The sequence below is a fragment of the Desulfosporosinus orientis DSM 765 genome, assembly GCF_000235605.1.
GTDB lineage: Bacteria > Bacillota > Desulfitobacteriia > Desulfitobacteriales > Desulfitobacteriaceae > Desulfosporosinus > Desulfosporosinus orientis.
Genome location: NC_016584.1, coordinates 4,756,232 through 4,779,543, shown reverse-complemented (window position 1 = coordinate 4,779,543; position 23,312 = coordinate 4,756,232). Strand labels below are relative to the sequence as shown.

At 42.1% G+C, this 23,312-nt stretch carries 20 protein-coding genes and 1 other annotated feature; of the genes, 13 read left to right on the top strand and 7 right to left on the bottom strand.

Features of this window, described 5'->3' with window-relative positions; genetic code table 11:
* Positions 1 to 38: 38 nt before the first annotated feature.
* From DESOR_RS21995 to DESOR_RS21985, 3 genes are all read left to right on the top strand, one after another.
* Positions 39 to 719: a hypothetical protein gene (locus tag DESOR_RS21995; protein ID WP_014186796.1), complete on the top strand. Its 681-nt coding sequence runs from the start codon at positions 39 to 41 to the stop codon at positions 717 to 719.
* Between the two features lie 174 nt (positions 720 to 893).
* Positions 894 to 2,132 (top strand): sensor histidine kinase, encoded by a 1,239-nt coding sequence (locus DESOR_RS21990; protein ID WP_014186795.1) that lies wholly within the window; start codon positions 894 to 896, stop codon positions 2,130 to 2,132.
* Between the two features lie 33 nt (positions 2,133 to 2,165).
* A complete protein-coding gene (locus DESOR_RS21985; RefSeq protein ID WP_014186794.1) occupies positions 2,166 to 2,852 on the top strand; it encodes a response regulator transcription factor in 687 nt (228 codons plus the stop codon).
* A 49-nt stretch (positions 2,853 to 2,901) separates the two neighbouring features.
* On the opposite strand, the gene pdxR is transcribed toward DESOR_RS21985, so the two are convergent.
* Positions 2,902 to 4,416 (bottom strand): MocR-like pyridoxine biosynthesis transcription factor PdxR, encoded by a 1,515-nt coding sequence (pdxR, locus tag DESOR_RS21980; RefSeq protein WP_014186793.1) that lies wholly within the window; start codon positions 4,414 to 4,416, stop codon positions 2,902 to 2,904.
* A gap of 49 nt (positions 4,417 to 4,465) precedes the next feature.
* Positions 4,466 to 5,647, bottom strand: coding sequence for an aminotransferase-like domain-containing protein (locus DESOR_RS21975; protein ID WP_014186792.1), 1,182 nt, complete (start codon positions 5,645 to 5,647; stop codon positions 4,466 to 4,468).
* 242 nt (positions 5,648 to 5,889) lie between these two features.
* On the opposite strand from DESOR_RS21975, the gene DESOR_RS21970 reads away from it, so the two are divergent.
* A complete protein-coding gene (locus DESOR_RS21970) occupies positions 5,890 to 6,858 on the top strand; it encodes an MBL fold metallo-hydrolase (protein ID WP_014186791.1) in 969 nt (322 codons plus the stop codon).
* Positions 6,859 to 7,008: 150 nt separating this feature from the next.
* Here the strand turns inward: DESOR_RS21970 and DESOR_RS21965 are convergent, their stop codons facing one another.
* A complete protein-coding gene (locus DESOR_RS21965) occupies positions 7,009 to 7,932 on the bottom strand; it encodes a LysR family transcriptional regulator (RefSeq protein ID WP_014186790.1) in 924 nt (307 codons plus the stop codon).
* Between the two features lie 204 nt (positions 7,933 to 8,136).
* Here DESOR_RS21965 and DESOR_RS21960 point away from each other — a divergent pair, with 204 nt between their 5' ends.
* A complete protein-coding gene (locus DESOR_RS21960) occupies positions 8,137 to 9,177 on the top strand; it encodes a YeiH family protein (RefSeq protein WP_014186789.1) in 1,041 nt (346 codons plus the stop codon).
* A gap of 18 nt (positions 9,178 to 9,195) precedes the next feature.
* Here the strand turns inward: DESOR_RS21960 and DESOR_RS21955 are convergent, their stop codons facing one another.
* The gene (locus tag DESOR_RS21955) at positions 9,196 to 9,747 is read right to left on the bottom strand and encodes a hypothetical protein (RefSeq protein WP_014186788.1); all 552 of its coding nucleotides are present in this window, start codon (positions 9,745 to 9,747) and stop codon (positions 9,196 to 9,198) included.
* Positions 9,748 to 9,960: 213 nt separating this feature from the next.
* On the opposite strand from DESOR_RS21955, the gene DESOR_RS21950 reads away from it, so the two are divergent.
* From DESOR_RS21950 to DESOR_RS21925, 6 genes are all read left to right on the top strand, one after another.
* Positions 9,961 to 10,602, top strand: coding sequence for a TetR/AcrR family transcriptional regulator (locus DESOR_RS21950; RefSeq protein WP_014186787.1), 642 nt, complete (start codon positions 9,961 to 9,963; stop codon positions 10,600 to 10,602).
* A 31-nt stretch (positions 10,603 to 10,633) separates the two neighbouring features.
* A complete protein-coding gene (locus DESOR_RS21945) occupies positions 10,634 to 11,338 on the top strand; it encodes an ABC transporter ATP-binding protein (protein WP_014186786.1) in 705 nt (234 codons plus the stop codon).
* Positions 11,332 to 13,710 carry an ABC transporter permease gene (locus DESOR_RS21940; protein WP_014186785.1) on the top strand — a complete coding sequence of 793 codons (2,379 nt, stop codon included), beginning with the start codon at positions 11,332 to 11,334 and terminating at the stop codon, positions 13,708 to 13,710. Before DESOR_RS21945 ends, DESOR_RS21940 begins: the two co-directional genes overlap by 7 nt.
* A gap of 28 nt (positions 13,711 to 13,738) precedes the next feature.
* Complete coding sequence (locus DESOR_RS21935) at positions 13,739 to 15,040, top strand: efflux RND transporter periplasmic adaptor subunit (protein WP_014186784.1); 1,302 nt, start codon at positions 13,739 to 13,741, stop codon at positions 15,038 to 15,040.
* 193 nt (positions 15,041 to 15,233) lie between these two features.
* Positions 15,234 to 16,640, top strand: coding sequence for an MFS transporter (locus DESOR_RS21930; protein ID WP_014186783.1), 1,407 nt, complete (start codon positions 15,234 to 15,236; stop codon positions 16,638 to 16,640).
* Between the two features lie 51 nt (positions 16,641 to 16,691).
* Positions 16,692 to 16,973: a binding site (T-box leader), on the top strand.
* Between the two features lie 44 nt (positions 16,974 to 17,017).
* Entirely contained in the window at positions 17,018 to 18,508 is a 1,491-nt protein-coding gene (locus DESOR_RS21925) for a 2-isopropylmalate synthase (RefSeq protein ID WP_014186782.1), read from the top strand.
* A 153-nt stretch (positions 18,509 to 18,661) separates the two neighbouring features.
* Here DESOR_RS21925 and DESOR_RS29500 read toward each other — a convergent pair whose 3' ends face one another.
* The 3 genes from DESOR_RS29500 to DESOR_RS21915 all read right to left on the bottom strand — a co-directional run bounded on the left by DESOR_RS29500 (position 18,662) and on the right by DESOR_RS21915 (position 20,458).
* Positions 18,662 to 18,823, bottom strand: a complete 162-nt coding sequence (locus tag DESOR_RS29500) for a hypothetical protein (RefSeq protein ID WP_158309062.1) — start codon at positions 18,821 to 18,823, stop codon at positions 18,662 to 18,664.
* A 302-nt stretch (positions 18,824 to 19,125) separates the two neighbouring features.
* Positions 19,126 to 19,557 (bottom strand): bactofilin family protein, encoded by a 432-nt coding sequence (locus DESOR_RS21920; RefSeq protein ID WP_014186781.1) that lies wholly within the window; start codon positions 19,555 to 19,557, stop codon positions 19,126 to 19,128.
* Positions 19,550 to 20,458: a M23 family metallopeptidase gene (locus DESOR_RS21915; RefSeq protein WP_014186780.1), complete on the bottom strand. Its 909-nt coding sequence runs from the start codon at positions 20,456 to 20,458 to the stop codon at positions 19,550 to 19,552. Before DESOR_RS21915 ends, DESOR_RS21920 begins: the two co-directional genes overlap by 8 nt.
* A 397-nt stretch (positions 20,459 to 20,855) precedes the next feature.
* On the opposite strand from DESOR_RS21915, the gene DESOR_RS21910 reads away from it, so the two are divergent.
* Together DESOR_RS21910 and DESOR_RS21905 are read left to right on the top strand one after the other, a co-directional pair.
* Complete coding sequence (locus tag DESOR_RS21910) at positions 20,856 to 21,836, top strand: (Fe-S)-binding protein (RefSeq protein ID WP_014186779.1); 981 nt, start codon at positions 20,856 to 20,858, stop codon at positions 21,834 to 21,836.
* Complete coding sequence (locus tag DESOR_RS21905) at positions 21,833 to 23,041, top strand: LUD domain-containing protein (protein WP_014186778.1); 1,209 nt, start codon at positions 21,833 to 21,835, stop codon at positions 23,039 to 23,041. The genes DESOR_RS21910 and DESOR_RS21905 overlap by 4 nt, the downstream gene beginning before the upstream one ends.
* Positions 23,042 to 23,312 lie beyond the last annotated feature (271 nt).

The window sequence follows — 23,312 nt, the reverse complement described above, 5'->3', positions numbered from 1 at the left end:
ATCATCTTGAAATAACAAACGGGGAGGTACTTTTTATCATGAGTAAACTAAAACTTATGTACGATGTGATTTCTATAATGAAAGAAAAGGAGGTTATTTGCGGTACTTTTCAAGCAGAAGCCAAGAAGGATCAACAAAAAATATTAGGCTTTACGAATGAATTTGAAAAGAATCTATCTAATGGTGAGACCAAAGTCAAAATTAATACAGAAATAGACTGTAATGGCAAGAAAGTAAAACATGAAAGCCAAACTCAGTTCGGGATGCAGGGGTGTGGGAGACACCTACATCATGGCTTTATGAAGCATATCCACCATCATAACCACTATAATAATGGTCAAAATCATGAGGATATTCACTGCGGAGGGGTCAAAGGGAAGTTAACGAAACTAGCGTATATTCTAGATATTTTTAATAGAATTAAAGTTGATGAGAAAGAGGATAATTCTGTAGTTTTATCTCTAAAATTAGAAAATATGCCGGATGAAGTTAAAAGGGCTTTCCACGAAGAATTGAATCAGAGAAAAATGTTCGAGCACCATCATCACCATAGCTCTATGAAAGATTGTTGTGCCTTGAAGGACCCCAAAATCGGCATTAATGTGTGGATCAATAATAATAAGGAAGTAGAAAAAATCGTCTTAACAGCTGATGGAAAGCAACTAGATCAAAATGAAAGCCATGATATGAATTTATGGGCAGAATTACGTCTAGCGTAGAAGGGAGTATCCTTTGAATTAATCCCTTAAACAAGGAGGGCGTAGGACAATAATTTGTTATACGCCCCTTTTCAGATATAATGAAAGCTAGAAGTGTGAGATTGAAAATTATATCGCAGAAGCAAAACAAACTTTGGTTTGGTGAATTAGCATAAGAATTGATGGGTGACTTAAGTGTTTAAGAAAATCATAAAACGGAAATTGATAAAACTAGAAAAGGCAAGGGATATTCACCAAGCAGCTCCTCATAAATTCTATAGAACTTATGAGGAGTTTCACAGAAAACATGATGGATTCTATGATCAGCATCGAGAATTATGCCTTCATCATGAATTTCAGAGAAAACATAGGGAATTTAAAAAATATCATAAATCCCTGCGTCTTTTTCGTCCAGCTAGTATACTCGTGAACTTAATTATTCTATACTTATTATTTAGATTTTTCGGCATCAAAACAATTAGTGTTTTGTTTGCTGGATTTATAATTATTCAGGAGTTTCTGCTATTATTATTTATTTGGCGTATAGAGAAAAGGGTCTTCAAACCCATAGATAAACTTAAAAGTGGAGTGGAAGAAATTTCTAAAGGGAATTATCAGGTCAAGATTGAGAGCGATTCTATTAGTGATCTTGGATTTATTGCATTATTGGTGGATTCTTTCAATGAAATGGCCCAAAAATTACAAGCAAGTGAGAAGATAAAGTCTGAATATGAAGAAAATAGAAAAATGCTTATTGCAAATATTTCTCATGATCTTAAAACCCCAATCTCAACTGTCCAAGGTTACATTGAAGCTATATTGGACGGGGTAGTTAATTCACCCGACAAGGTAAAAATGTACCTCAAAACCATCTACCAAAACACGGTTTATATTGATCGATTAATTGATGATCTTTTTCTGTTCTCAAAGTTAGATCTTCAAAAACTGGATTTTAACTTTGAACTTGTAAAAGCGAAAGCTTTTATGAATGATTTGATGGAAGAATTTAAGTTTGAACTTGAAGAAAGACGATACAGGTTTTACTATGGAGATCATTTAGAGACGAATTGTACAATTAACATTGACCGCAAACGACTGTATCAGGCCTTCCGGAATATCATAGGGAATGCTGTTAAGTATGGAGATAGCCAGGACTTAACTATTAAGGTTCAATTAACGGGGCGAGAGAATGTCATCTCTATTACCATTGAGGACAATGGTCCGGGAATTCCGGCTGACAAACTACCACATATTTTTGATCGCTTTTATAGAATTGATGATGAGCGGACAAAAGACCTTATGAGTACCGGTCTGGGCTTGGCTATAGCGAAAGAATTGGTGCAAGCTCATAAGGGAACTATTTCTGTATCGAGTATAGAAAAAGCGGGTACTTTTTTTACCATTAACCTGCCCATAAGTCATTCTACGGAATAGTTTTATGCCCAATAAAATGGAAAGAGGCTAACTATGAAACGCATCTTAATTATTGAGGACGATCAAAATATTGCTGAGCTGGAACGGGATTATCTTCAGTTAAACGGATATGAAACAGAAATTGCTCAAGATGGAGCCCAGGGTATGAAATTAGCCTTAACCGGTCGTTTTCATGTGGTTATTGTGGATCTGATGCTGCCAGGCAAAGATGGGTATCAAATTACCAAAGAAATTCGTGCTAAATTTGAGATCCCTGTGCTTATCGTGTCTGCAAAAAGTGAGGATATTGATAAAATTAGGGGTTTGGGCTTTGGAGCCGATGATTATTTGACTAAGCCCTTCAGTCCGGCGGAGTTGGTAGCCAGGGTCAAATCCCATATCTCCAGGTATGAACGCCTCAAGGGCAAAACTACAGCCACTGAAATAATCCATTGCCGAGGTTTGGAGATTGATACAGCAGCGCATAAAGTCTTTGTTAATGGGAAAGAGGTGCAAATGACAGCTAGGGAATACAGCCTGCTCGTCTTTTTTGCCTCAAACCCCAACATCGTGTTTAGTAAAGAACATATTTTTGAAACCATATGGGGAAATGATTATTTTGGTGATAGTGCCACAGTACCAGTTCATATCCAAAAGATACGAAAAAAGATTGAACGAGATCCCTCGAATCCGGAGTTTATTGAAACCTTATGGGGGACGGGATATCGATTTAACCCATAGCAGAAATAAGAGGGGGCTTTTCCTGCAAAAGCCCCCTCTTATTTCTGTTTTAAACTAAAGTTTCTCTATAGTGATGGCGATGAGCCGGTCTTCCCTGAGAGGGTTGATTGAGGAGCTCTGAAATGGCTGTACAGAGACGATAGATCCCTTCACGTATGGTTGCTTCCGTATGATGGCAGAAGCAAAGCCTGATCAGGTTTTTGCCTCCTGAGTGGATATGAAAAGCATTTCCGGGGACAAAGCTGACTTTTTTTTCAGCTGCTTTTCTGAGCAAAGAGGTAGCATTGATTCCAGGCGGCAATTCACACCATAAATAATACCCGCCTGAGGGCAGCACCCAGGATAATCCTGGAGGAGAAAATTCTGTTAAGGTGTCCGCCATGATATCTCGTTGTCGCTTATATTGGTTTCTGACAAGAGAAAGGTGTTGATCAAGCATTCCTTGATTGCAAAAATCAGTCATGATCCATTGAGTGGTCGTACTGGTATGAAGGTCAACGTGTTGTTTGGCGAGGGACAATTGCTCTAAAACTGTGGTTGGGGCCACGCACCATCCCAAACGAAGTCCTGGCAAGAGCATTTTCGAGAAGGTCCCCAGGTAGATGACGTGCTCATGTTCATCTAAGGATTTTAGAGAAGGAAAGGGCCCTTGTTCATAATAAAGTTCACTGTAGGGATCATCCTCGATAATGGGTACGTGAAATTGATAGGCTAACTTAAGAAGTTCATGCCGCCGCGCAAGACTCATGGTGGTTCCGGTTGGGTTCTGGAATGTGGGGAGGGTGTAAATAAACTTAGGCCGGCGTCTGGAGAGGATTTGTTCTAAGATATCGGTTCTTATGCCTTCTTCATCTAAGGGAATAGTTAAAATGTGAGCACCTGCGGTTTTAAAAACCCCGATAGCTCCTAAAAAGGAAGGCTCTTCCATGACGATAAAATCACCGGGTTCTAAGAATATTTTTGTCAACAAATCAAGTCCTTGTTGCGAACCCGACGTTATTAGAATATTTTGGGCTTGTGTCTTAATACCCCGTAGTCTTAGCCAATCCGCTAAATACTCCCGTAAAGGCAGATGTCCAATGGTAGGTCCGTAGGCAAAAGCTTGCCAATTGCCGGCATGCATCATCGCTTTGCAAATTTCATTAAGCTCTTTCAGTGGATAATACTCACCTGCCGGGGCTCCCAAGGCAAAGGAAATTTGATCCTCTTCACTGATTTCATCCAATATGGAAGCCAGTACCGGATTATGCATACGCTCAGCTTGACTTGAATAATAATTTTGCCACGATACAGGCTGAATGGGAATTCGGTCTTGGTTCATGGTTGGATGGATACAAACCATACTTCCTCTGCCTACATGGGATTGAATTAATCCATCCGCTGCCAGTTCGTGATAAGCGTTAACAATAGTTGTTCGATTAACCCCTAGTTGGGCAGCCAACTTCCGTTCAGGGGGGAGGCGGTAACCGGGAGAAAGCTGCTGCGATAAAATTAATTGACCAATCTGGTCTCGGATTTGTAAATAAAGAGGTGTCTTGAGGGAACGGTCTAACTTTAGTTTCATGGTTTTTAATGCCTCATCTTTATATAAAACTTACTAAATAATGAATAGATTACTTATTGGATTGCTTGATTATATCTGCCAAGAGTTTGATCCCTTGCTCTATCTGGGTTGGACTTGGGTTGGAAAAGTTCAGTCTCATGCTGTTGGAGCTCTTTTGGTTGACATAAAAATTGGCTCCCGGTACATAAGCTACATTACCCGCCAAAGCGCTGGGCAAAAGCTGCAGAGTATCATAAACTTCGGGTAAGGTCAGCCAAATAAACATCCCTCCCCTGGGCTCAGTCCAGAGCGCCTGATGGGTTAAGTGGTCTTCAAGAGCTTTTAGCATAATATCTCTGCGATCTTTGTAGACCTGGCGAATGCTGAGGATGTGTTCCGCGGGCTTAAAATGTGTCAGGTAGTAGTGAGTAGTCCTTTGTAAAAGTGTGCTGGTGTGCAAATCCGTGCCTTGTTTAGCAATGGTGAGTTTGGATATGATGTTTTTTTCCGCTGCGATCCACCCCAGGCGGAGGCCTGGAGCCAAGGTTTTAGAAAAGGTGCCTAGGTAGATTACCTCGTTTTCGTCAGAAAAAGCCCGGATAGGAGATACAGTAGTGTTGTCATAGCAGAGCTCACTGTAAGGGTCATCCTCAATTATGAGGAGGTGGTATTGACGGGCAATGTTGAGCAAGGTTTTTCGCTCTTCTACAGTTAAAGTGGAGCCGGTGGGATTTTGGAAGGTTGGGGTTAAATAAAAGAGTTTTGGGCGTTTGACTTTTATCAATAGTTCGAGAGCGGTATAGTCAATTCCTGCTGAGTTTGTCGGAATGGTTATGAAATTGGCCTGGTAGCTCTGGAATGATTGGATGGCTCCAAGATAACTTGGATTCTGCAGAAGCACGATGTCGCCGGGATTAATAAACAGCTTGGCAATCAGATCAAGTCCTTGTTGTGAACCGTTGGTCAGCAGAATATTTTCGGGATTTGAGCTAATCCCTTTTTCTTTCATTAGAGCGGATATTTCTGCACGTAAGGGCAAATACCCTTCCGTTGAGCCGTATTGGAGGACAGAAGGATCCCCTGCCCCTAAGACCTTTTGATAGGATTCTTTGAGTTCGGTGAGAGGAAACAATTCAGGGGCAGGAAGACCGCCTGCGAAAGAAATAATGTGAGGCTGTTCGGCAACTTTTAGGAGCTCGCGAATCGCAGAATTCTCCATGTTTTGAACCCTCTCGGCATATGCATATTGCATAATTCTACCTCCTTAGAAAGTTTTAGCTAATTATAGGAGGATGTTTCTGTCCTTACAACATCCAATTGGATGATTATTATATACATCCAATTGGATCCGTTGAGATCTTAGCGGAGGTGTTGGAAGTCTCCGTTCAAATTAAAGTTGAATGTGAGCAGGGGATCTGGGAGGTATTCGTAAAGATACGAAGAATAATTAGTTAGATTATTCTGTAAAATAGTGAAAAGAAAGAATGTGAAGTTATGATCTATCAACCTCTAGGTATTTATAAAGTGACATTCCCATTACCTTTTCGCTTGAATCATGTCAACTGTTACGCCGTCAAAGGAACTCCTGGTTGGTGGCTCATTGATGCAGGACTGCAAAGAGAGGCAACAATCGCAGGATGGAAGCAATTTTTTGAAGAACAGGCCATAAAACCTTCAGATATTAAAGGTATTTATCTAACTCATTTTCATCCGGACCATTACGGATGTTCAGGATGGCTTCAGAAATATACGGGGGCGCCGGTTTACATCGGAGAAATTGATGCCGAAAGAGTAAGGCATTATTGGAAAAGTGATCATTACATTTTGGATGATTTGAACACGTTGTTTAAAGAGAATGGTATGCCGGAGGATATTCTCAATGAAACCATCAGCTCAGTTAATAACTTGATTCGTTATACAGCTCCTCATGCAGAATTGACCACTTTAAAGCCGGGTCAGATGGTCATGATCGGAGATTTTAAATACCAGGTAATTTTGACACCGGGGCACACAGACGGACATATCTGTTTTTATAACCTTGAAGAAGGAGTGCTGTTATCAGGGGATCATTTGCTGCCTGAGATTTCATCCAATATCAGTTTGTGGCCTCAAACGGGTGCTGACCCTGACCCATTGGCTAATTTTCTTAGGGCCATTGATGGTATCCGCAGTTTGAGCTGCAAATTAGTTTTACCAGCTCATGGCAACCCTTTTTCCGCTGTTGAAGAACGAATATGTCAACTAGAGGCTCATCACAAAGCCCGTCTGCAAGAGATCAAGAATTATGCCGGAAGTGGGTCGACAGCCTATCAAGTGTGCAAACAAGTATTTAGACAGGACCTTAGCTTCCACGAGCTGCGTTTCGCCATGGCTGAAACTTTAGCTCACCTTGTCTATCTGATCTATAAAGGCGAACTAGAGAAATTTTCTATAGAGGGAATTGATTATTTTAAAATAAGATAATCAGCGGTAAAGCCCACAAAGCTTCCTTTTTTCATCCAAATAACAAAAGACATGTCCTGTCGAAGAGTGACCGAGATTTAACTCTCCAGTGTCTCACCGAAGGAACATGTCTCTTTTCAACTTTAATGTGTCAACTTTCTATGGCATAACTCAGCCGATTACAGAAGGGTTACTGTCAATAAGCCCGGTTAGGAGGTCATGTGAGCGAAGATTCTCTAAAAATACGCTCATCGCCATGGACATTTCATGATTTCTGGGCCTAATGATTGAAAAAGAACGAATTAAACGTTTACCTTTAATGCGGATGGCCGTCAATTCGTTGGCCGTTAGTTCTTTGCGCACAATCCAGCTTGAGACAAGAGCTATTCCCAGGCCAGCCATGACCGCTTGCTTCACGGCCTGACTGCTGCCAAAAATGTGGGATTTTTTAACGTGGATATTCCAATCTCTTATCAGCTTGTCGCTAAAGGCACGAGTTCCGGAGCCGCTTTCTCTAAGGATCCATACTTGATCTTGGAGTTGTTCCGCAGTGACAATGGGAAGCCTGGCCAGAGGGTGTTGATTAGGAACAACAAGAATGATTTCGTCGTCCATTAAACTCTGAATTTCTAAATCGGAATGATGGACCTCCCCTTCGATAAGGGCCAAGTCGAGATGATTGGAGCGAACGGCTTGGGTGATTTCTACCGTATTGGCGATAGAGGCATCAATATCTACATTAGGGTATTGAGCGGCAAATTCTGTCAAAGCAAAAGGTAAAATGTATTCTCCAATGGTGTAGCTTGCTCCTACTTTGAGAGACCCCGTGACAGTATTGGTTAACTGGTTGATTTCTTGCTTTGCTTTATCATACAGCGACAAAATCTGCTTAGCTAAACCATAGAGAATTTCTCCTGATTGAGTAAGTTCCAAATGTTTTGGTGAACGGTTAATGAGTTTTGCGCCGAGTTCATTTTCTAAATTGCGTATTTGTAAACTGACACTGGGCTGGGATAAGAAAAGCTCTTCTGCAGCTCGTGAAAAATTCTTTTGTTCAGCGACAGTTACGAATGTTTTTAAAGGATCGACAATCATTGTTTACACTCCTAGTCTAATTAACTACTTCTTACCATCATAATAATACAATAAAGTGTATAAAACTTAAATACGTTTTCCTAATGATAACCTTTAGTAACCTATATTGCTCCCTTTCCCCAAACATTTTATAGTTCTATACATCAGTTCAGTCCTTTTAGGCGCAATAATAGGACGATGGATGAATGATGGAGGTTAGGGATTATGTGGTTACAAGCAAAAGAAAGCATTACTTTTCAAAACGTTTTAGTCATAGATGAGGAAAGACGGAACAGTTTTGTATTGGGGGTTTTGTTTACCCTATGCATTGCCGGCGCCGGGACCTTGTTAGGTGAGATGCCGGGCTTTAATCGAATCGGAGCCATGTTAAGTGCTATCCTAATTGCCGTGCTTTATCGAAATGTTATAGGTTATCCGGAAAGCATTCGTACAGGGATTCAGTTTTCGGCACGATTCCTAATGCGTTTTGCCATTGTGCTTTATGGGTTTAAGCTCAACATTGACTTGGTTATCCATAAAGGCGGCATGCTTCTTGTCTATGACTTAATGACGATTGTCATAGCAATTACCACAACCATGTGTTTGGCGAAGTTGTTCAAAGCGGACCTGGATCTCTCCTTACTGTTGGGAATAGGAACTGGTGTATGCGGAGCTGCTGCCATTGCCGCCGTATCCCCCATTCTAAAGGCCAATGATGAAGATACGGCTATTGGAGCAGGCATTATAGCCTTAATTGGAACAATCTTTACATTAACCTACACCTTTTTAATGCCGATGCTGCCCATTAGCTCAGTCACCTATGGGGTCTGGAGCGGAGTAAGCTTGCATGAAATTGCGCATGTAGCAGCCGCTGCTATGCCTGCCGGTCCTGATGTTTTAGCCATGGGATTATTGGCCAAACTCGGCAGGGTGTTTCTGCTCATTCCCTTGAGTTTCATACTTTCCCTTTGGATGAAGCGCAAAGAAGGAAATTCCCAGAGCCAGAGTGCACCCTTCCCCTGGTTTTTAGTGGGATTTATCATTACCAGCTTTTTAGGTACTTATCTGCCGATTCCTGAAGCTGTTCTGAAGGACATCTCCTCGGCATCCTCATTCTTGTTGGGTGCAGCGATGGTGGGCTTAGGATTAAATGTTCATCTGTCAAGTTTACGGACCCGGGCGATGCGCCCTCTTGCGGCAATGGTCATAGCATCAGTACTTGTATCCACCGTGTCTTTCCTCGCCTTAATGTTGATAGGGTTGTAGACAATAATATATTTTAGGTCATCCCTTAGAATGAGAAAATGCATAACGTCGTCGAATACGTTTTTGAGCGCTATAAGTGTAAAAGCTGATAGCGTTCTTTGCTTTTGGCATAAAACGAAGCTTAGCCATAAGGTACTGCTCATCTTCCTTGTTCAGGGAACGCCAACGAAGATGAGGTTTCTTGCCAAAAAGTTCTTCATAGATCATCTCCTTATTTGACAGCAAACAGCGTTTATACATAAAATACTGGTCTCCCAGAGAGAACTGAATATAGAGAATGTTAGGATTCTGATTATGGATACCGATTAATGTCACAGGTTCAGCTTTATCAATTCTTGCCCAGCCTTCATACAGGTCCCGTATTTCAGAAATTCCTTGGGTATAGCAGCTTGAACAAATGGAGTACTCTGCTATTTGACTCTCATTAACCTCTGGATTGGGGTTGAGAAAATATCCTTCTCGTTCATAGACTTTTAACTGTATTACCTCTAAAGCAGAATTTAATCGTGGCACAAGGACTAAGTTGATAGAACCCAAGTCTATGATGCTGGTGGCTGAAATCGTATCCAAGCGTATTAGCCTCCTTTAGGTTTTGTATCTTAGTTATTACCATGTCAAGGTCTCTTTAGCCCGAAAATTCAAGCAGCAATAATATATACTTATCATAAAAAGCCCTTAGATAGCACATTGAGAGAAAAGAGAAATGAAATTCTATTGACCACTTGGTCAAAACGGGTGTATAATCCAAGCATCATGGCGATGATTTTCAAGGAGCGAATGGTATTGTACAGTAATTTTGAAAACTTAAACCAAGAAAAGAAAGAAAAGATCTTGAGAGCCTGTATTCAAGAGTTTTCCGAAAAGGGTTATGATAAAGCGTCCACAAACTCAATTATTCGAGAAGCCGGTATATCAAAGGGTATCTTGTTTCATTATTTTAAGAGTAAGCAAGGGCTGTTTTTTTACATAATCGATTACTGCATACAAAAAATGATTGAGGAGTATCAGAAGTATCCTTTAACAGAAACAAAGGATATCTTTCGCAGATTTAGCGAGCTGGGAGTCATTAAACTCAAGATCGCTCAGGATTATCCCCAAATCGTCAGGTTGTTTATGGAGGCTCTTTCCAGTTCCCCTTCGGATATGCGATCTGAGATTGAAAAAAAATATCTGCAAATTTCCAAGGAGTTTATGCCAAGCTTCTTTGCAGACATTGATTGTACAAAGTTCCGGAAAGGAGTAGAACCTGGGAAAGCTGTCAAGACAATCATGCTCTTTCTAGGGGCGCTGGGAGAGGATTATCTGAAAAACTATAAAGGAAAAGAAAAGGAGATTCTTCAAGATTACGACAAAATATTGACTGACTATATGGACTATATGGAAATTCTGAAGTATGGGATGTATGACCGGGAAATTGAAGAATGATTATAGCAAACAAAAATAGGAGGTGAGAAAGATGGAAGTTCTTATGGAAGGAAAGGATCTCCGCAAACGTTATCGTACCGGTGAAGTAGAAATCGAAGTTTTAAAAGGGATTAACTTTCAGATCTATTTCGGTGAATTCATCGTGGTCTTAGGACAAAGTGGCTCGGGGAAGACTACTTTGCTGAATATTATTGGCGGTATGACAGAAGCATCCGCTGGTGAGCTCTATTACAAAGGTCAGCCCCTGCATAAGATCAGTGATCAAAAACTTACTCTATATCGGCGCAATGAAGTCGGTTTTGTTTTTCAAAACTACAACTTAATGCCAAATCTCACAACCTATGAAAACGTCAGGCTTGCTGTAGAAATTGCGCAAAATCCTCTTTCGGTTTCGGAGATATTACGTGAAGTAGGTCTGGAAAATTGGTCCGATCATTTTCCATCGCAGCTCTCGGGGGGACAGCAGCAGAGGGTCGCTATAGCTCGGGCCATTGTAAAAAACCCTGAACTTCTTCTTTGCGATGAACCCACAGGTGCTTTAGATATTCAAACCGGTATACAAGTTCTCAAAGCGTTGCAGAAGTTAAATCGTGACTATCACAAAACTGTCATCATCATCACGCATAACGTTGAAATCGCTAAAATGGCCAATAGGGTATTTTATTTGAAAGACGGCTTGCTGGACAATGTTAAAGTCGTAGAAAAACCGTTGTGCCCAGAGGAGATATCATGGTAATGCTTAGACGAAAGACATGGAGAGATATTAAAGAAAATATTGGTGTTTATCTCGCTTGTGTAATTGTCATAGCTTTGGGGCTGCTTATCTATACGTCGATGTCCATTGCTGTGGAAAGTATGGATAAAGCTCAGCAGGACTTTTATTCCGAAACTAATTTTGCCGATGGATTTATCAGCGTCAACGGCTACCCGGAAACCATGGTTAGGTCTTTGACGGGCATACCGGGTATTGATGAAGCCCTGGGGCGGATTGTCAAAGAGGTACGTCTAATAGATCAAAAGAAAGACTCTAATCGATATTTAAAATTAGTGACCCTTAGTAATAGCGATGCACCTAAGATTAACCAGATCTCTCTTCTTGAAGGCCAGCTTCCCCAAGATAATAAGCCTGAGATTGTCGTGGACCCAAAATTCTTAGCGGCAAATCATTTGTCCATTGGAAATTCAGTTGATGTAAGCTTAGATGGCAATGAGGTCTCATTTACTATCACCGGAACGGCTCAAAGCCCGGAATTTATTTATATTATGAGAAATGCCCAAGATCTTTACCCTTCACCGGAGGAGTTCGGCATAGCTTATGTACCACTAAATACTCTTAAAGCCCTAGTGAAGGAAAAAGGACAAGTCAATGATATCGTGATTACTCTGAAACCCGGCGCAAGCTTTGATTCAATCAAGGAAAGTCTCCAGGCAGAGTTAAAACCTTATGGGGTTCGCAGCATCATACCTCGCAAAGACCAAACCAGTAACACTATTCTAACCAATGAAATTAAACAGATTCGCAACATGACCAAAACTCTCCCGGTTGTTTTTTTAGGTGTTGCCGCTATCATTTTGTATACCATGCTGCGGCGTCTTATTGAACAGCAAAGAGTCATTATCGGGACTCTTAAAGCTTTTGGCTTTACGGACCGGGAAATCGTTTTTCACTATCTGACCTATCCGATTCTGATTGGAACAACCGGAGGCTTGCTGGGTGGATTATTGGGAATAGCCCTTTCCTTTCCTCTGACGACCATGTATCGTGAGTTTTTTGCCTTGCCAGGTCTGCAAAGCCATTTTTCACTGAAATATCTTTTTCTGAGTTTGGCTATGGCTTTAATTTTCAGTGTGCTCAGCGGTATAAAAGGGAGTATGGATATTTTACGCTTGGAGCCTGCCCAGGCCATGAGGCCGCCGGCGCCGGGAACCGCCCATAAAACCTTGCTGGAAAAAGTAACTTGGTTTTGGCAAATTCTTTCCTCGCAGGCCCAGATGGGCATTAGAGATGTCTTCAGAACACCTGTCAGAAGCCTTTTTAACGTGATAGGGATTTCCGTAGTCTTCAGCTTAATGACAGTATCCTGGTCCATGCAGAATATGACCGACCTTCTGACTGTGGTCCAATTAGAGAAAGTTCAGACCTACGATGTCAAACTGCAGCTGGCTCAGCCATCGTCTGCACAGGCGGTCAAATTTTCAGTTGCCCATGAATCAGGGGTGTCTAAAGTCGAGCCGTTATTGGAGGTTCCTGCTACCTTAAAAAGTGGCTGGCTGAAAAAAGAAGTATCCTTAATGGGCCTTTCTCAGGATTCAACACTCTATAACATTCTGGATAAAAATAACCATCGGGTAGAGGTTCCCGACCATGGAGTTTTGTTATCGGAACATCTGGCTAAATCATTAAATGTCAAAGTGGGAGATGTCATCTATGCAGAAAGTCCCTTTCGAAGAGAAACCTTAAGTCATAAAGGCGAGAATTTAGTCGTCCAAGGCATCGTTCCTCAATATGTTGGCCTTAATGCTTTTATGAAAGATACGGAATTACAGCGATTTTTGAGACAAGGAGACATCAGTACATCCATGCTCATCAAAATGGATCCTGCTGAAGTTGCTTCGATGAAACAAAAATATCAAAATGCCAGTAATGTTTCTTCTATTGAATCGGTAAAGGATACCGGTGCAAAAATTAAAAAAATGATGGATTCCTTTGGTTTTACGGTTTGGGTACTGGCCATACTAGGCGGTATTTGTGGATTTGCCTTGATCTATAATGCCAGTATAATTTCTCTCTCCGAAAGGAAACGAGAATTGGCATCGCTGCGTGTCTTAGGAATGACTCCAAGAGAGGTTCTGCGGGTGATTACTTCAGAGCAATGGACAATCTTTGTCTTGGGAATTATCCTCGGTATTCCCCTGGCCTATGGGCTGAGCATCAGTATGGCACAATCTATGAGCACTGATATGTATTCTCTCCCGGCGGACCTTCCGCCTATGGCTTTGCTGGGGGCGGCTGCCGGAACTGCCTTATCGGTATTGTTGGCCCAAGGCAGAGCTTATTTCAAAATAAAATCACTGCCTTATGTGGATATTCTGGCAACACGAGATTGAGAATTTAAATGAGATTAGGAGGGGAAACATGGGCATTGCCAAAGAAAGGATAAAACTAACTCCAAAATTGTTTCGATTTCCTAAGGTTAAAAAACGAAAGTATCTAATGTTCGGAACAATTATACTTTTGGTCATTATTTCAGCCGTCATCATTAAGTCAATGCCTTTGACGGTTAACGTTATCACCTTGCAGCCTAAAGACTTTACGAAAGGATTCACAGAAGAAGGTGAGGTCATAGCTGCCCAAGAGTGGCCCATCTATAATTCTGTTGCAGGTAAACTGGAATCCTTAAACGTAAAAAATGGAGACAGTGTCAAGAAGGGGCAGGTGCTTTTCGAAATAAATACAACAGACTTAAATTACCAATCAGAAGAACTTAAAGCTCAGATCCAAAGCTTGGAAGGTCAACGTTTACAAAGCAGCCAACAACCCTATGAGGCGCAAATTGCTCAGCAAAAACTGCTTATACAGCAAGCGGAAAAGGATGTTGAGACAGAGCAGTCAAATGCAGCTCGAATGAAAGCTCTGTATGATGCCGGATCTATCTCAATGGTTCAATATCAAGACGCTCAGGCAGCCTATGAAAGAGCAAACAATCTTTTAGAACAACAGAAGTCTGGTTTAGATCTGATATATGAGCAACATCAGGTTTCTCAAGGAACTGAATTGTACTATGAGAATCAGAAAAAGGCCCTTCAAACCCAGATCGAGCAATTGGAAGATGAAATTGCTAAAGCCAAAATTGTTGCTAAACAAGATGGAGTTATTAAAGATCTGGTTCTCAAAGAAGGTAGTCTAGTTCCTATGGGTGAACAAGTAATGACGATTTTCTCAAATCAAGGCTATAAATTAGAGAGTTACGTTTTGGCCAGTGATGCATTGGATGTCAAAGCAGGCAGTCCGGTTCAGCTGATTCAGTCCACCAGTACGGGCAATAAGATTCTAGCGGGCAGGGTTGATACCCTGGATGTGGCAGCTGTTGAGAAGGTCTCTCCTCTGGGACTTAAGGAAAATCGTGTTAAAGTTACGATTTCCCTTACTGAGCCATCTCCTCAAGTTGTCCTAGGCAGTACCTTAGATGTAGAATTCACCACAGTTAAAGCGTCCAATCAGCTTATGGTTCCCAAAACAGCCCTCTTTCCCTATCAAGAAGGATATGCTGTATGGATAATTCAAGATGGCAAGGCGAAGATCCGGCCTGTTATAAAGGGGCTGGAAAACGACAGCGAGGTTATTATTGAAGAAGGCCTGGCCAAAGACGATGTTATTCTGCTTGATCCCAACTTACAAGGCCTAAAAGAAGGAAAACCTGTCAAAGCGATACTCTGATAAGTCAAAAACTCAACGATCTGCAGAAATTGAGGGTTATTCACTTTTCGTAGTGTATAATCCTCTTTTAATTGAAGATTTTAGAGCGACTTGGTATAATGTAGTAGTCAAGACAACTATAGTTATAGCATTAGACTAAAGTCATTACAGTTTTTTTTAGAATCTCAGTGCAGATGTTCGGAGGAGAAGAAGTATGTTGGATGCAATTAAAACGTCACAAAATTATCGCTGGTATGTCCTAGCGACTGTAGCAATTGGAACGTTTATGGCCACTTTAGACAGCAGTATTGTAAACGTAGCATTGCCTACCATATCCGGTCAGTTTCATTCAGATCTTACGACTCTGCAATGGGTGGTAAGTGCCTATCTTTTGACGATTACCAGTCTATTGCCGGTTTTTGGTAGGATTGCTGACATGTTCGGACGTAAAAAAATCTATACTCTTGGATTTGTCATGTTTACCATGGGGTCGGTTTTATGCGGTTTCGCCCAAAATATATGGTTCCTTGTTGGGACTAGAGTGTTGCAAGCTGTGGGAGCATCTATGTTAATGTCTAACAGCGCTGCGATTATTACAGCCATTTTCCCGCCGAAGGAACGGGGCAGAGCTCTTGGGTTTACCGGGAGCGTTGTAGCCCTAGGATCACTGACTGGGCCGGCGCTGGGGGGATTATTGATTGGTTTCACGAGTTGGCGCGCAATCTTTTTTATCAATCTTCCCATCGGCATAATAGGGTATTTTGCTGCTTGCTTTATTTTACCTAAAGATTTACCGAGCAAAGATAACGAGAGTTTCGATTTCACTGGGGCCTTTGCCTTTACATTTGGGATGATTTTCCTGCTTTTAGGGATTACCAACGGTGAATCTTGGGGATGGTTAAGCGTTCCTGTTTTGGCTTCTTTAGTCTTAGGTATAGTATCTTTGGTGGGGTTCGTTTTCACTGAACGCAGAGTACAGCATCCTATGATTGATTTATCACTTTTTCGCAACCGTCCCTTCTTAATAGGGAATCTTTCAGGAGGGCTCTCATTTGTTGCGATGTTTGCCAATAACATGCTCCTGCCTTTTTATTTGCAGGGGATACTTCATTATAAACCTACTCAGGTTGGCTTAATGTTAATGGTCTTTCCAATGGTCATGGTATTTGTTGCTCCTGTCAGTGGACATGCTTCTGACAAATTTGGACCGATCATCCTTACAACCAGTGGTTTGGCCATTTCTTCATTGGGCTTATTCTATTTTTCTACTCTCCCGGCCACAGCCAGTTTTATTAGAATTATTCCCGGTCCCATCTTAATGGGTTTGGGATCAGGGATGTTTCAGTCTCCCAATAACAGCAGTGTCATGAGTTCTGTGCCTCCCCAAAAGCTGAGTATCGCAGGAGGAATTAATAGCTTGGTACGAAACTTAGGAATGGTTATCGGGATAGCGTTCTCCGTCTCTCTGTTTGATGTCTGGGGTGGTGTTACCTTGCCACAGCCTAGCCAAGTGCAAGGCTTTATGTCGGCATACCATTCAGTGATGTTAGTGGCAATGGGTATTGCATTTGTTGCAGCACTCATATCCTATAATCGAAAAAGTTATGCAAAATCGAATTAATATCTTGACATTAGGAAAAAGTAGTGTAAAATAATTAAAAATGTAAAAGTCAAAATGACGATGAGAGGAAATAGTACATTCTCAGTTGCCGTTTTTAGAGAATTGCCGGCTGGTGAAAGGCAATAATGGCTGGAGTTTGGAACTCTTCCTTGAGTAGCCGACCGAAATTAGTTAAAGTAGGCTCGGACGGAGCTTCCACCGTTAAAAGGAAGGGGATATCGGATGAATTGATCCCGAACGACGAGGATCGATAACTCCCGTATCTGCAGAGAAGACGGCTATAATATAGTTGTCAATTTGAGTGGTACCGCGAAATAACCCTTCGTCTCAATCAGAGAGACGAAGGGTTTATTGATTTTTTAAGGAGGAATTTAGATATGCGTCGATTATATGTATTTGACACCACTCTCAGAGATGGGGAGCAATCCTTGGGGATTACACTAAATGTCAAGGAAAAAATGGAGATAGGCCAACAACTAGTTAAACTGGGTGTCGATATTATTGAAGCAGGCTTTCCGGCATCATCTCCCGGAGATATGGAATCCGTCCGAACCATTGCTAAAGAACTCAAAGGAGTGATAATCTGTGGGTTAACAAGAGCGGTGGCGCCGGATATTGATCTTTGTGCTGAGGCCCTGCGCAAAGCAGAATATCCACGAATCCATACGGGCATAGGGGTATCCCCTGTGCACATGGAAAAGAAATTGAAACTAAGTCCGGATCAAGTGGTGGAACAGGCAGTTGCGGCTGTTAAATATGCCAAAAAGTATGTTAGTGATGTTGAGTTTTATGCAGAGGATGCTTTTCGAAGTGATCCCATGTTCTTGGCGAGAGTCATTGAAAGCGTGATATCTGCAGGGGCTACTGTAGTTAATATTCCCGATACCGTGGGCTATGCCAGTCCTTGGGAATATGGAGAACTGATTGGATCAGTAATTAAGAATGTAAAAAATATTGATCAGGCCATTGTGAGTGTCCACTGCCATAATGATCTAGGAATGGCCACAGCAAACTCTTTGGCAGGCATCAAAGCTGGAGCAAGTCAAGTAGAAGGAACTATCAATGGTATCGGCGAACGAGCCGGGAATACTTCTCTCGAAGAGGTGATTATGTCAATCTATACTCGTCGTGACGGTTATGGGGTGGAAAGTCGTGTAAACACCCGTGAGATATCGGCAACCAGCAGGCTGGTTTCCAGAATAACGGGAGTGACGGTACCGGATCACAAAGCTATTGTCGGAGCTAATGCCTTTAATCATGCCTCGGGTATTCATCAAGATGGAGTTCTTAAGGACCGGGAGACTTATGAAATTATTCAGCCTGAAACCATTGGGGTGGCTCAAAATATTATAAGCCTTACCGCCAGGTCCGGGAGACATGCCTTGAAGCATCGTTTAGAGGAATTGGGATACCAGGTAGAAGGAGCTCAGCTGGATGACATTTATCAACGGTTTTTGCAATTGGCAGATTTGAAGAAAGAAGTTTTTGACCAGGATCTCTATGTTTTGATGGGAGATTCGGGAAGTGCAGCTCAGGGGATCGTATTACAGAGTATGTCCATTACAACCAATGGCATTGAAATGGCAACGGCTACTGTGACCTTGGAGATTGAAGGAAAACCCTTGACGGATGCCGCCTGCGGTAATGGTCCAGTGAATGCTCTATTTAACACTATTGACCGGATAACAGGAAACCGAGCAACCCTTGAGGATTATACTCTTAAATCAGTGACTCGAAGCAGCGAGGCATTGGGAGAAGCTACGGTCAAATTGCGTTATGAGGATGGCCGCCTCGTTGTGGGCAAAGGCTTTTCCACGGATATTATTGAAGCATCGGCTAAAGCTTATATTAATGCTTTGGAAAAGTAAGAATAGGTTCCTTTGGGTCGGACAGCTTCACCACATCCGCTCACCGCAGCACTCCGAGGCTCGCCCACTCGCCGGCGCGGGACTCCGCCAAACCTTCGGGTAGTACCTGATGTTAACCTGTGGCTCCGTTCCCCCGCGCCGTCTTGTGGGCTTTTACCGCCTCTCCATGCAATGGGTTCGCTCCTGTGGATGAAGCTGCCCTTGCTTTCGGGTCTGGTGTTCTTCGGGCATGCTTTTGAGGTCTTTTTTCAGGGTAGCCTGCCATGCCGCTGTCGCAGCACCAGCAGATGACGAAAAATGCTTAAAGATTCGCAAAACCTAACCCGTCCCCTTCCGCTCCCAATAAACAGGCAGGAGGAGCGCTTTTTCAGCTAAGTGGATGCGTCAGTGGAGCCGCGCTAAGACGAGCGCCGACGGTTCGCGAACCGTCCAGCGAGGCAGCGGCGGAACTCGCAGACGCGTGCTGTACGACGAAGACACGGTCTTCGCACGGATTAACATAGCGAAAAAAGCGCTCCGCTCCAGAGCCAGACAGAAGGTGGACCCCCTATCAGGATGTTTTTTTCAGGTAAGAAAAGGACCGTTTATCGAAGTGATGGGTAAACGGTCCTTTGTCTTTAAGCTCGTGATGAAGCTTTTTTGGATTCCTTGGCCGGGCGGGATTCTTTGCCGGTTTCATGAACAATGAGAGGGGGAGCCGGCTCTTCAAGGAGTTGACTTCTGCCCGTAAACTGGGCACCTTGATCAACCTTAAATTGTCTTGTGCTAATATCTCCATATAAACGCGCTGTGGAATTTAATTCCAGAAGATCCGTTGTTTTGATGTTACCATGGACCTCTCCGGCAATACATACAGTAGCAGCCTCAATATCTGCCTTTAAATAGGCAGTTGCACCAATCATCAAGTCGCCGGTTGCCTGAATCGTTCCTTCAATATTACCATCAATTCTTGCATTTCCATTAATGGAAATAGAGCCATTAATTTGACACTCTGCCGCAATGAGGGTTGTGTCTCCGCTATGTTGAGGGGTCGAAAGCTTTTTAAACATTTCCTTGAGTCTCCTTTGTAATTATTGTAAACGATAAAGGATCAACATTTTTTCCATTAACAATGGTTCCGTAATGGAGATGAGCTCCAGTACTTCGTCCGGAATTACCACTGTAGGCGATAAGGTCATAGCGCTTCACTTGATCACCCTCTTTAACAAGAAGACGGGAATTATGTCCGTAAAAGGTGGTTACTCCATTACCATGGTCTATGTCAATTCTAAGTCCGTAAATAGGGTTCCGACCGGCAAAAGTGACAACTCCGTCGGCTGTGGCTAAAACAGGGGTTCCATAGTAACAGGCAATATCAATTCCATTGTGAAATTCATTTGACCACCCACCAAAGGGGTTTTTGCGATAACCGAAGGATGATGTGATTTCTCCTTCTGCTGGCAAGATATTGGGCGTGTGGTCAAGTCTTTCCTTTTGCTGGACAGCCGCTTCATAATATCCTTCTAAAAGACTTAGATGTTCTCCCAGACTCTTGATTTTTTGGTCAGGGGTTAGGACAGCAGGCTTGGTCAATATATAGTTGGGAGTGTCGGAGCTAATACCACGGCTGAGGGAAGTCGGATGTATTTGTAAAATTGAAGAAAGTTTGTCTTCTAACTCTGTAATTTTTGTTAGATCTTCATTTATTTGAGTAGATTTTTGGTTTAAGTCGGTGATTTCTCGATCCCGCTCTTCAATAGTTGATTGAAGCTGAGTAATGTGATCAATGGTAGGTTGAAGTTCTCTTAGATAATAGTTTAAATAGAGATTCCCGGCAAGCAATCCAATAAATATCATACTTACTACAAACAAGCCAAGGTAAAGATACTTTTTTCCAAGCCTAGAGATCTGAAACTGACGTGTGCTCGAATGATCGGGTGGAATAAAAATAATGGTGTATTTGTCCTTCATTTGATTCCTCCAGAGGAATTGGTTAATATAATTTTCTCTCCTTTATTAAGTGTACAATAAACGTCATTAAACTGCTTGTCAAGAAATCGAATAAAAGAATTCTGTGGAGAATGAGCGAATTCCAAAATTTATTATACGCAAAAATATAAAAATAATGAAACTTTTGAGCATTGTTTGTTTTAAGACAGGAATACAAAATACAATGCATGAAAAGGGTTACTTTCATATTGATTTTTATTATAATTAAATATGTGCAGCTAAACGGTTTTTAAGTTAGAGTAAATAATGATGGCGCGCTAAGAGGAATTCGATGCGCGCTTTCTATTGGAGAAAAATGCTTAAAGTATAAAAAATTAGCATTTAAACTGCAGTATATTAGGGGAGGACGTGTTGGGTTTTGGAAACGAAAATGCCAATGGTACTTGATGTGATAAGTGAAAATATTATTAAACATGGCAGTCCGCTGGCTTTAAAAGGTTCTGAGGTTGCCTCTTGGGCAAAGGATCTTAAATTGCCGGCAAAAGGAGAGCTGCTTTTTTACACAGGCGGGGAATATCAAATGCTGCCTTTTATTGATTCTTTGGTCAAGACCATTACTCATCTTGATCAGGGCAGCAAAATGTTTTCAATGATGATGGGCGCACGAAACATATTGAATAAAACTGGGATTAGCCCCGAGAAAATGTATGCTTCAGTTCTTGCAAAGGATAAGGAGAGGTATAACTCCGTTTGTTTTAAAGCAGCAAAAGTTCTTCAAGGATTAGGGTATGAGTTTTGTTATTCAGGGAACGAGGAACTGTACAGCGGGGCTTTGCTCTATGAATTAGGTTATATGAAAGATATGAAGGATTATGTTAAGCGAGTGGTTGATGTGATTAAGAAAAGCGGTGCCAAGACCATTGTCTGCTTATCTCCTCATGCTGCTGAAGTTTTTAAGTTTATTTATCCGAAAATGGTTGAGGGATTTGATTTTGAAATTCGCACTTATGTTGATCTCATTTGGGAGCGAAGAGATAAATTGAGCAAAATTTCCTCGGGAGATTCGGTAGTCATTCATGACTCATGTCGGCTGGCTCGTGAATTGGGTATTCATCAGGAATTAAGAGATATTTTGGTAAGCGTCGGGGCGGAGGTTAAAGAGGCGCCTATGAATCGAGAATGGACTTCGTGCTGCGGCGGGCCCATTAAAATGTTGTTCCCAGAGTTATCTCATGTTATTGGCGGCCGACGAGTCGTTGAATTGAAGGAAAGCGGCTCAGAACATATATTAACGTCTTGTCCCTATTGTTTGTCAGCTCTGGAAGGTGGACTAGCCAAAGGAGATTCGGCAGTCATTGAGGATTTAATCGAATTCCTATACAGGGGGGTTAATGCATGACCATGGATTTAAGAAAGGACTTTGTGAATTATGCCAAGTCCCTAGATGCAGCAAGTGAGGATAAAAACATTCGAACCGCTATCTCAAGGGCGGTAACCTCTTATCGTAATACAGTTTCAGAAACGTTAGAACGCTTTCCCCACACACCTGCGCTGGCAGAGGAAGTTCAAGAAATCAAGCGCGGCTCTATGGCTAACTTAGACAGCTTATTAGAGCAGGCTATGGCTTCTGTGGAGCGCAATAAAGGAAAAGCATTTTACGCTAAGGACCATCAGGCTGCTCTTGAATTAGCTCTAGGTATCATTGGCAAAGGCAAAACCGTTGTCAAAGGGAAAAGCATGCTTGGCGAAGAATTGCACTTGCGGGAGTACTTGGAAGAGAATGGCAATGAGGTTTGGGAGACGGACTTGGGAGAGTTCATACTTCAATTGCGTAAGGAACGTCCCATGCATATTCTTTCCCCTTCAATTCATGTTCCCCGTGAACAGGTTGCCGAAGTTTTCACGAAGTTTTTCAATAAAGAAGTACCGCCTGATATTGCCGAAGAAGTTAAAGTAGTAAAGGATTTCCTGCGTGAAAAGTATTTTACAGCAGATGTCGGCATCAGCGGAGCGAATGTTGTAGCAGCAGATACCGGCGCCATGGTTATCATTGAGAACGAAGGAAATGTCCGTTTAGCTACAGGGGCGCCTCCGGTTCATATCGTTATGGTTGGTGTGGAAAAATTAGTACCCACCTTCCAGGATGCTATGAAAGTAGCAGAAGTTACCTGGCGTTATGCTCAATACGGAGTTCCCGGTTATGTTAATATTGTCAGCGGACCAAGCAAGACGGGAGATATTGAAAAAGTAACCACCTATGGGGCACACGGTCCCAAAGAATTCTATGTCATTTTTGTGGATAATGGACGAAAGGATATGGCTCAAGAGGAAACATTCAGCCAAGCCCTCCATTGTCTGCGCTGCGGAGGCTGTATGTACGAATGTCCGGTTTTTCAAGTGACAGCAGGTCATTTTGGGCACACCTACATGGGTGGCATAGGTACAGTTTGGACGGCTTTTGTAGCTGGAGGAATGGAAAAGGCAGCACCGCTGGCATACTCTTGCCTGCGCTGCGGCAGATGTGTTGAACGGTGCCCTATGAGTATTAATGTTCCCGCAATGATGGGTGAGCTTCGCGAGCGAATTGTCTACGGTAAAGTATAAGTTATTCAGGATAATATGGCCTCAGATACAGAAAAAGCATTTGCACACTTAGAGCTTGCAAATGCTTTTTCTGTATCTGAGGCATTGCCAATGCGCTTTGTGGAAATCTTCTATAAAATATTTTTATGAATCAATTTAAAATACACCAGTTTTCTACTATCTGAAGCAGAATTTACATCTGTAAGAAATCATTGTAATTTATAATTAGAGGTAATATAATGTAACTAGTACTGTAGTAATTTAGCAACGAAGCTTTCTAGAGATGATAGTC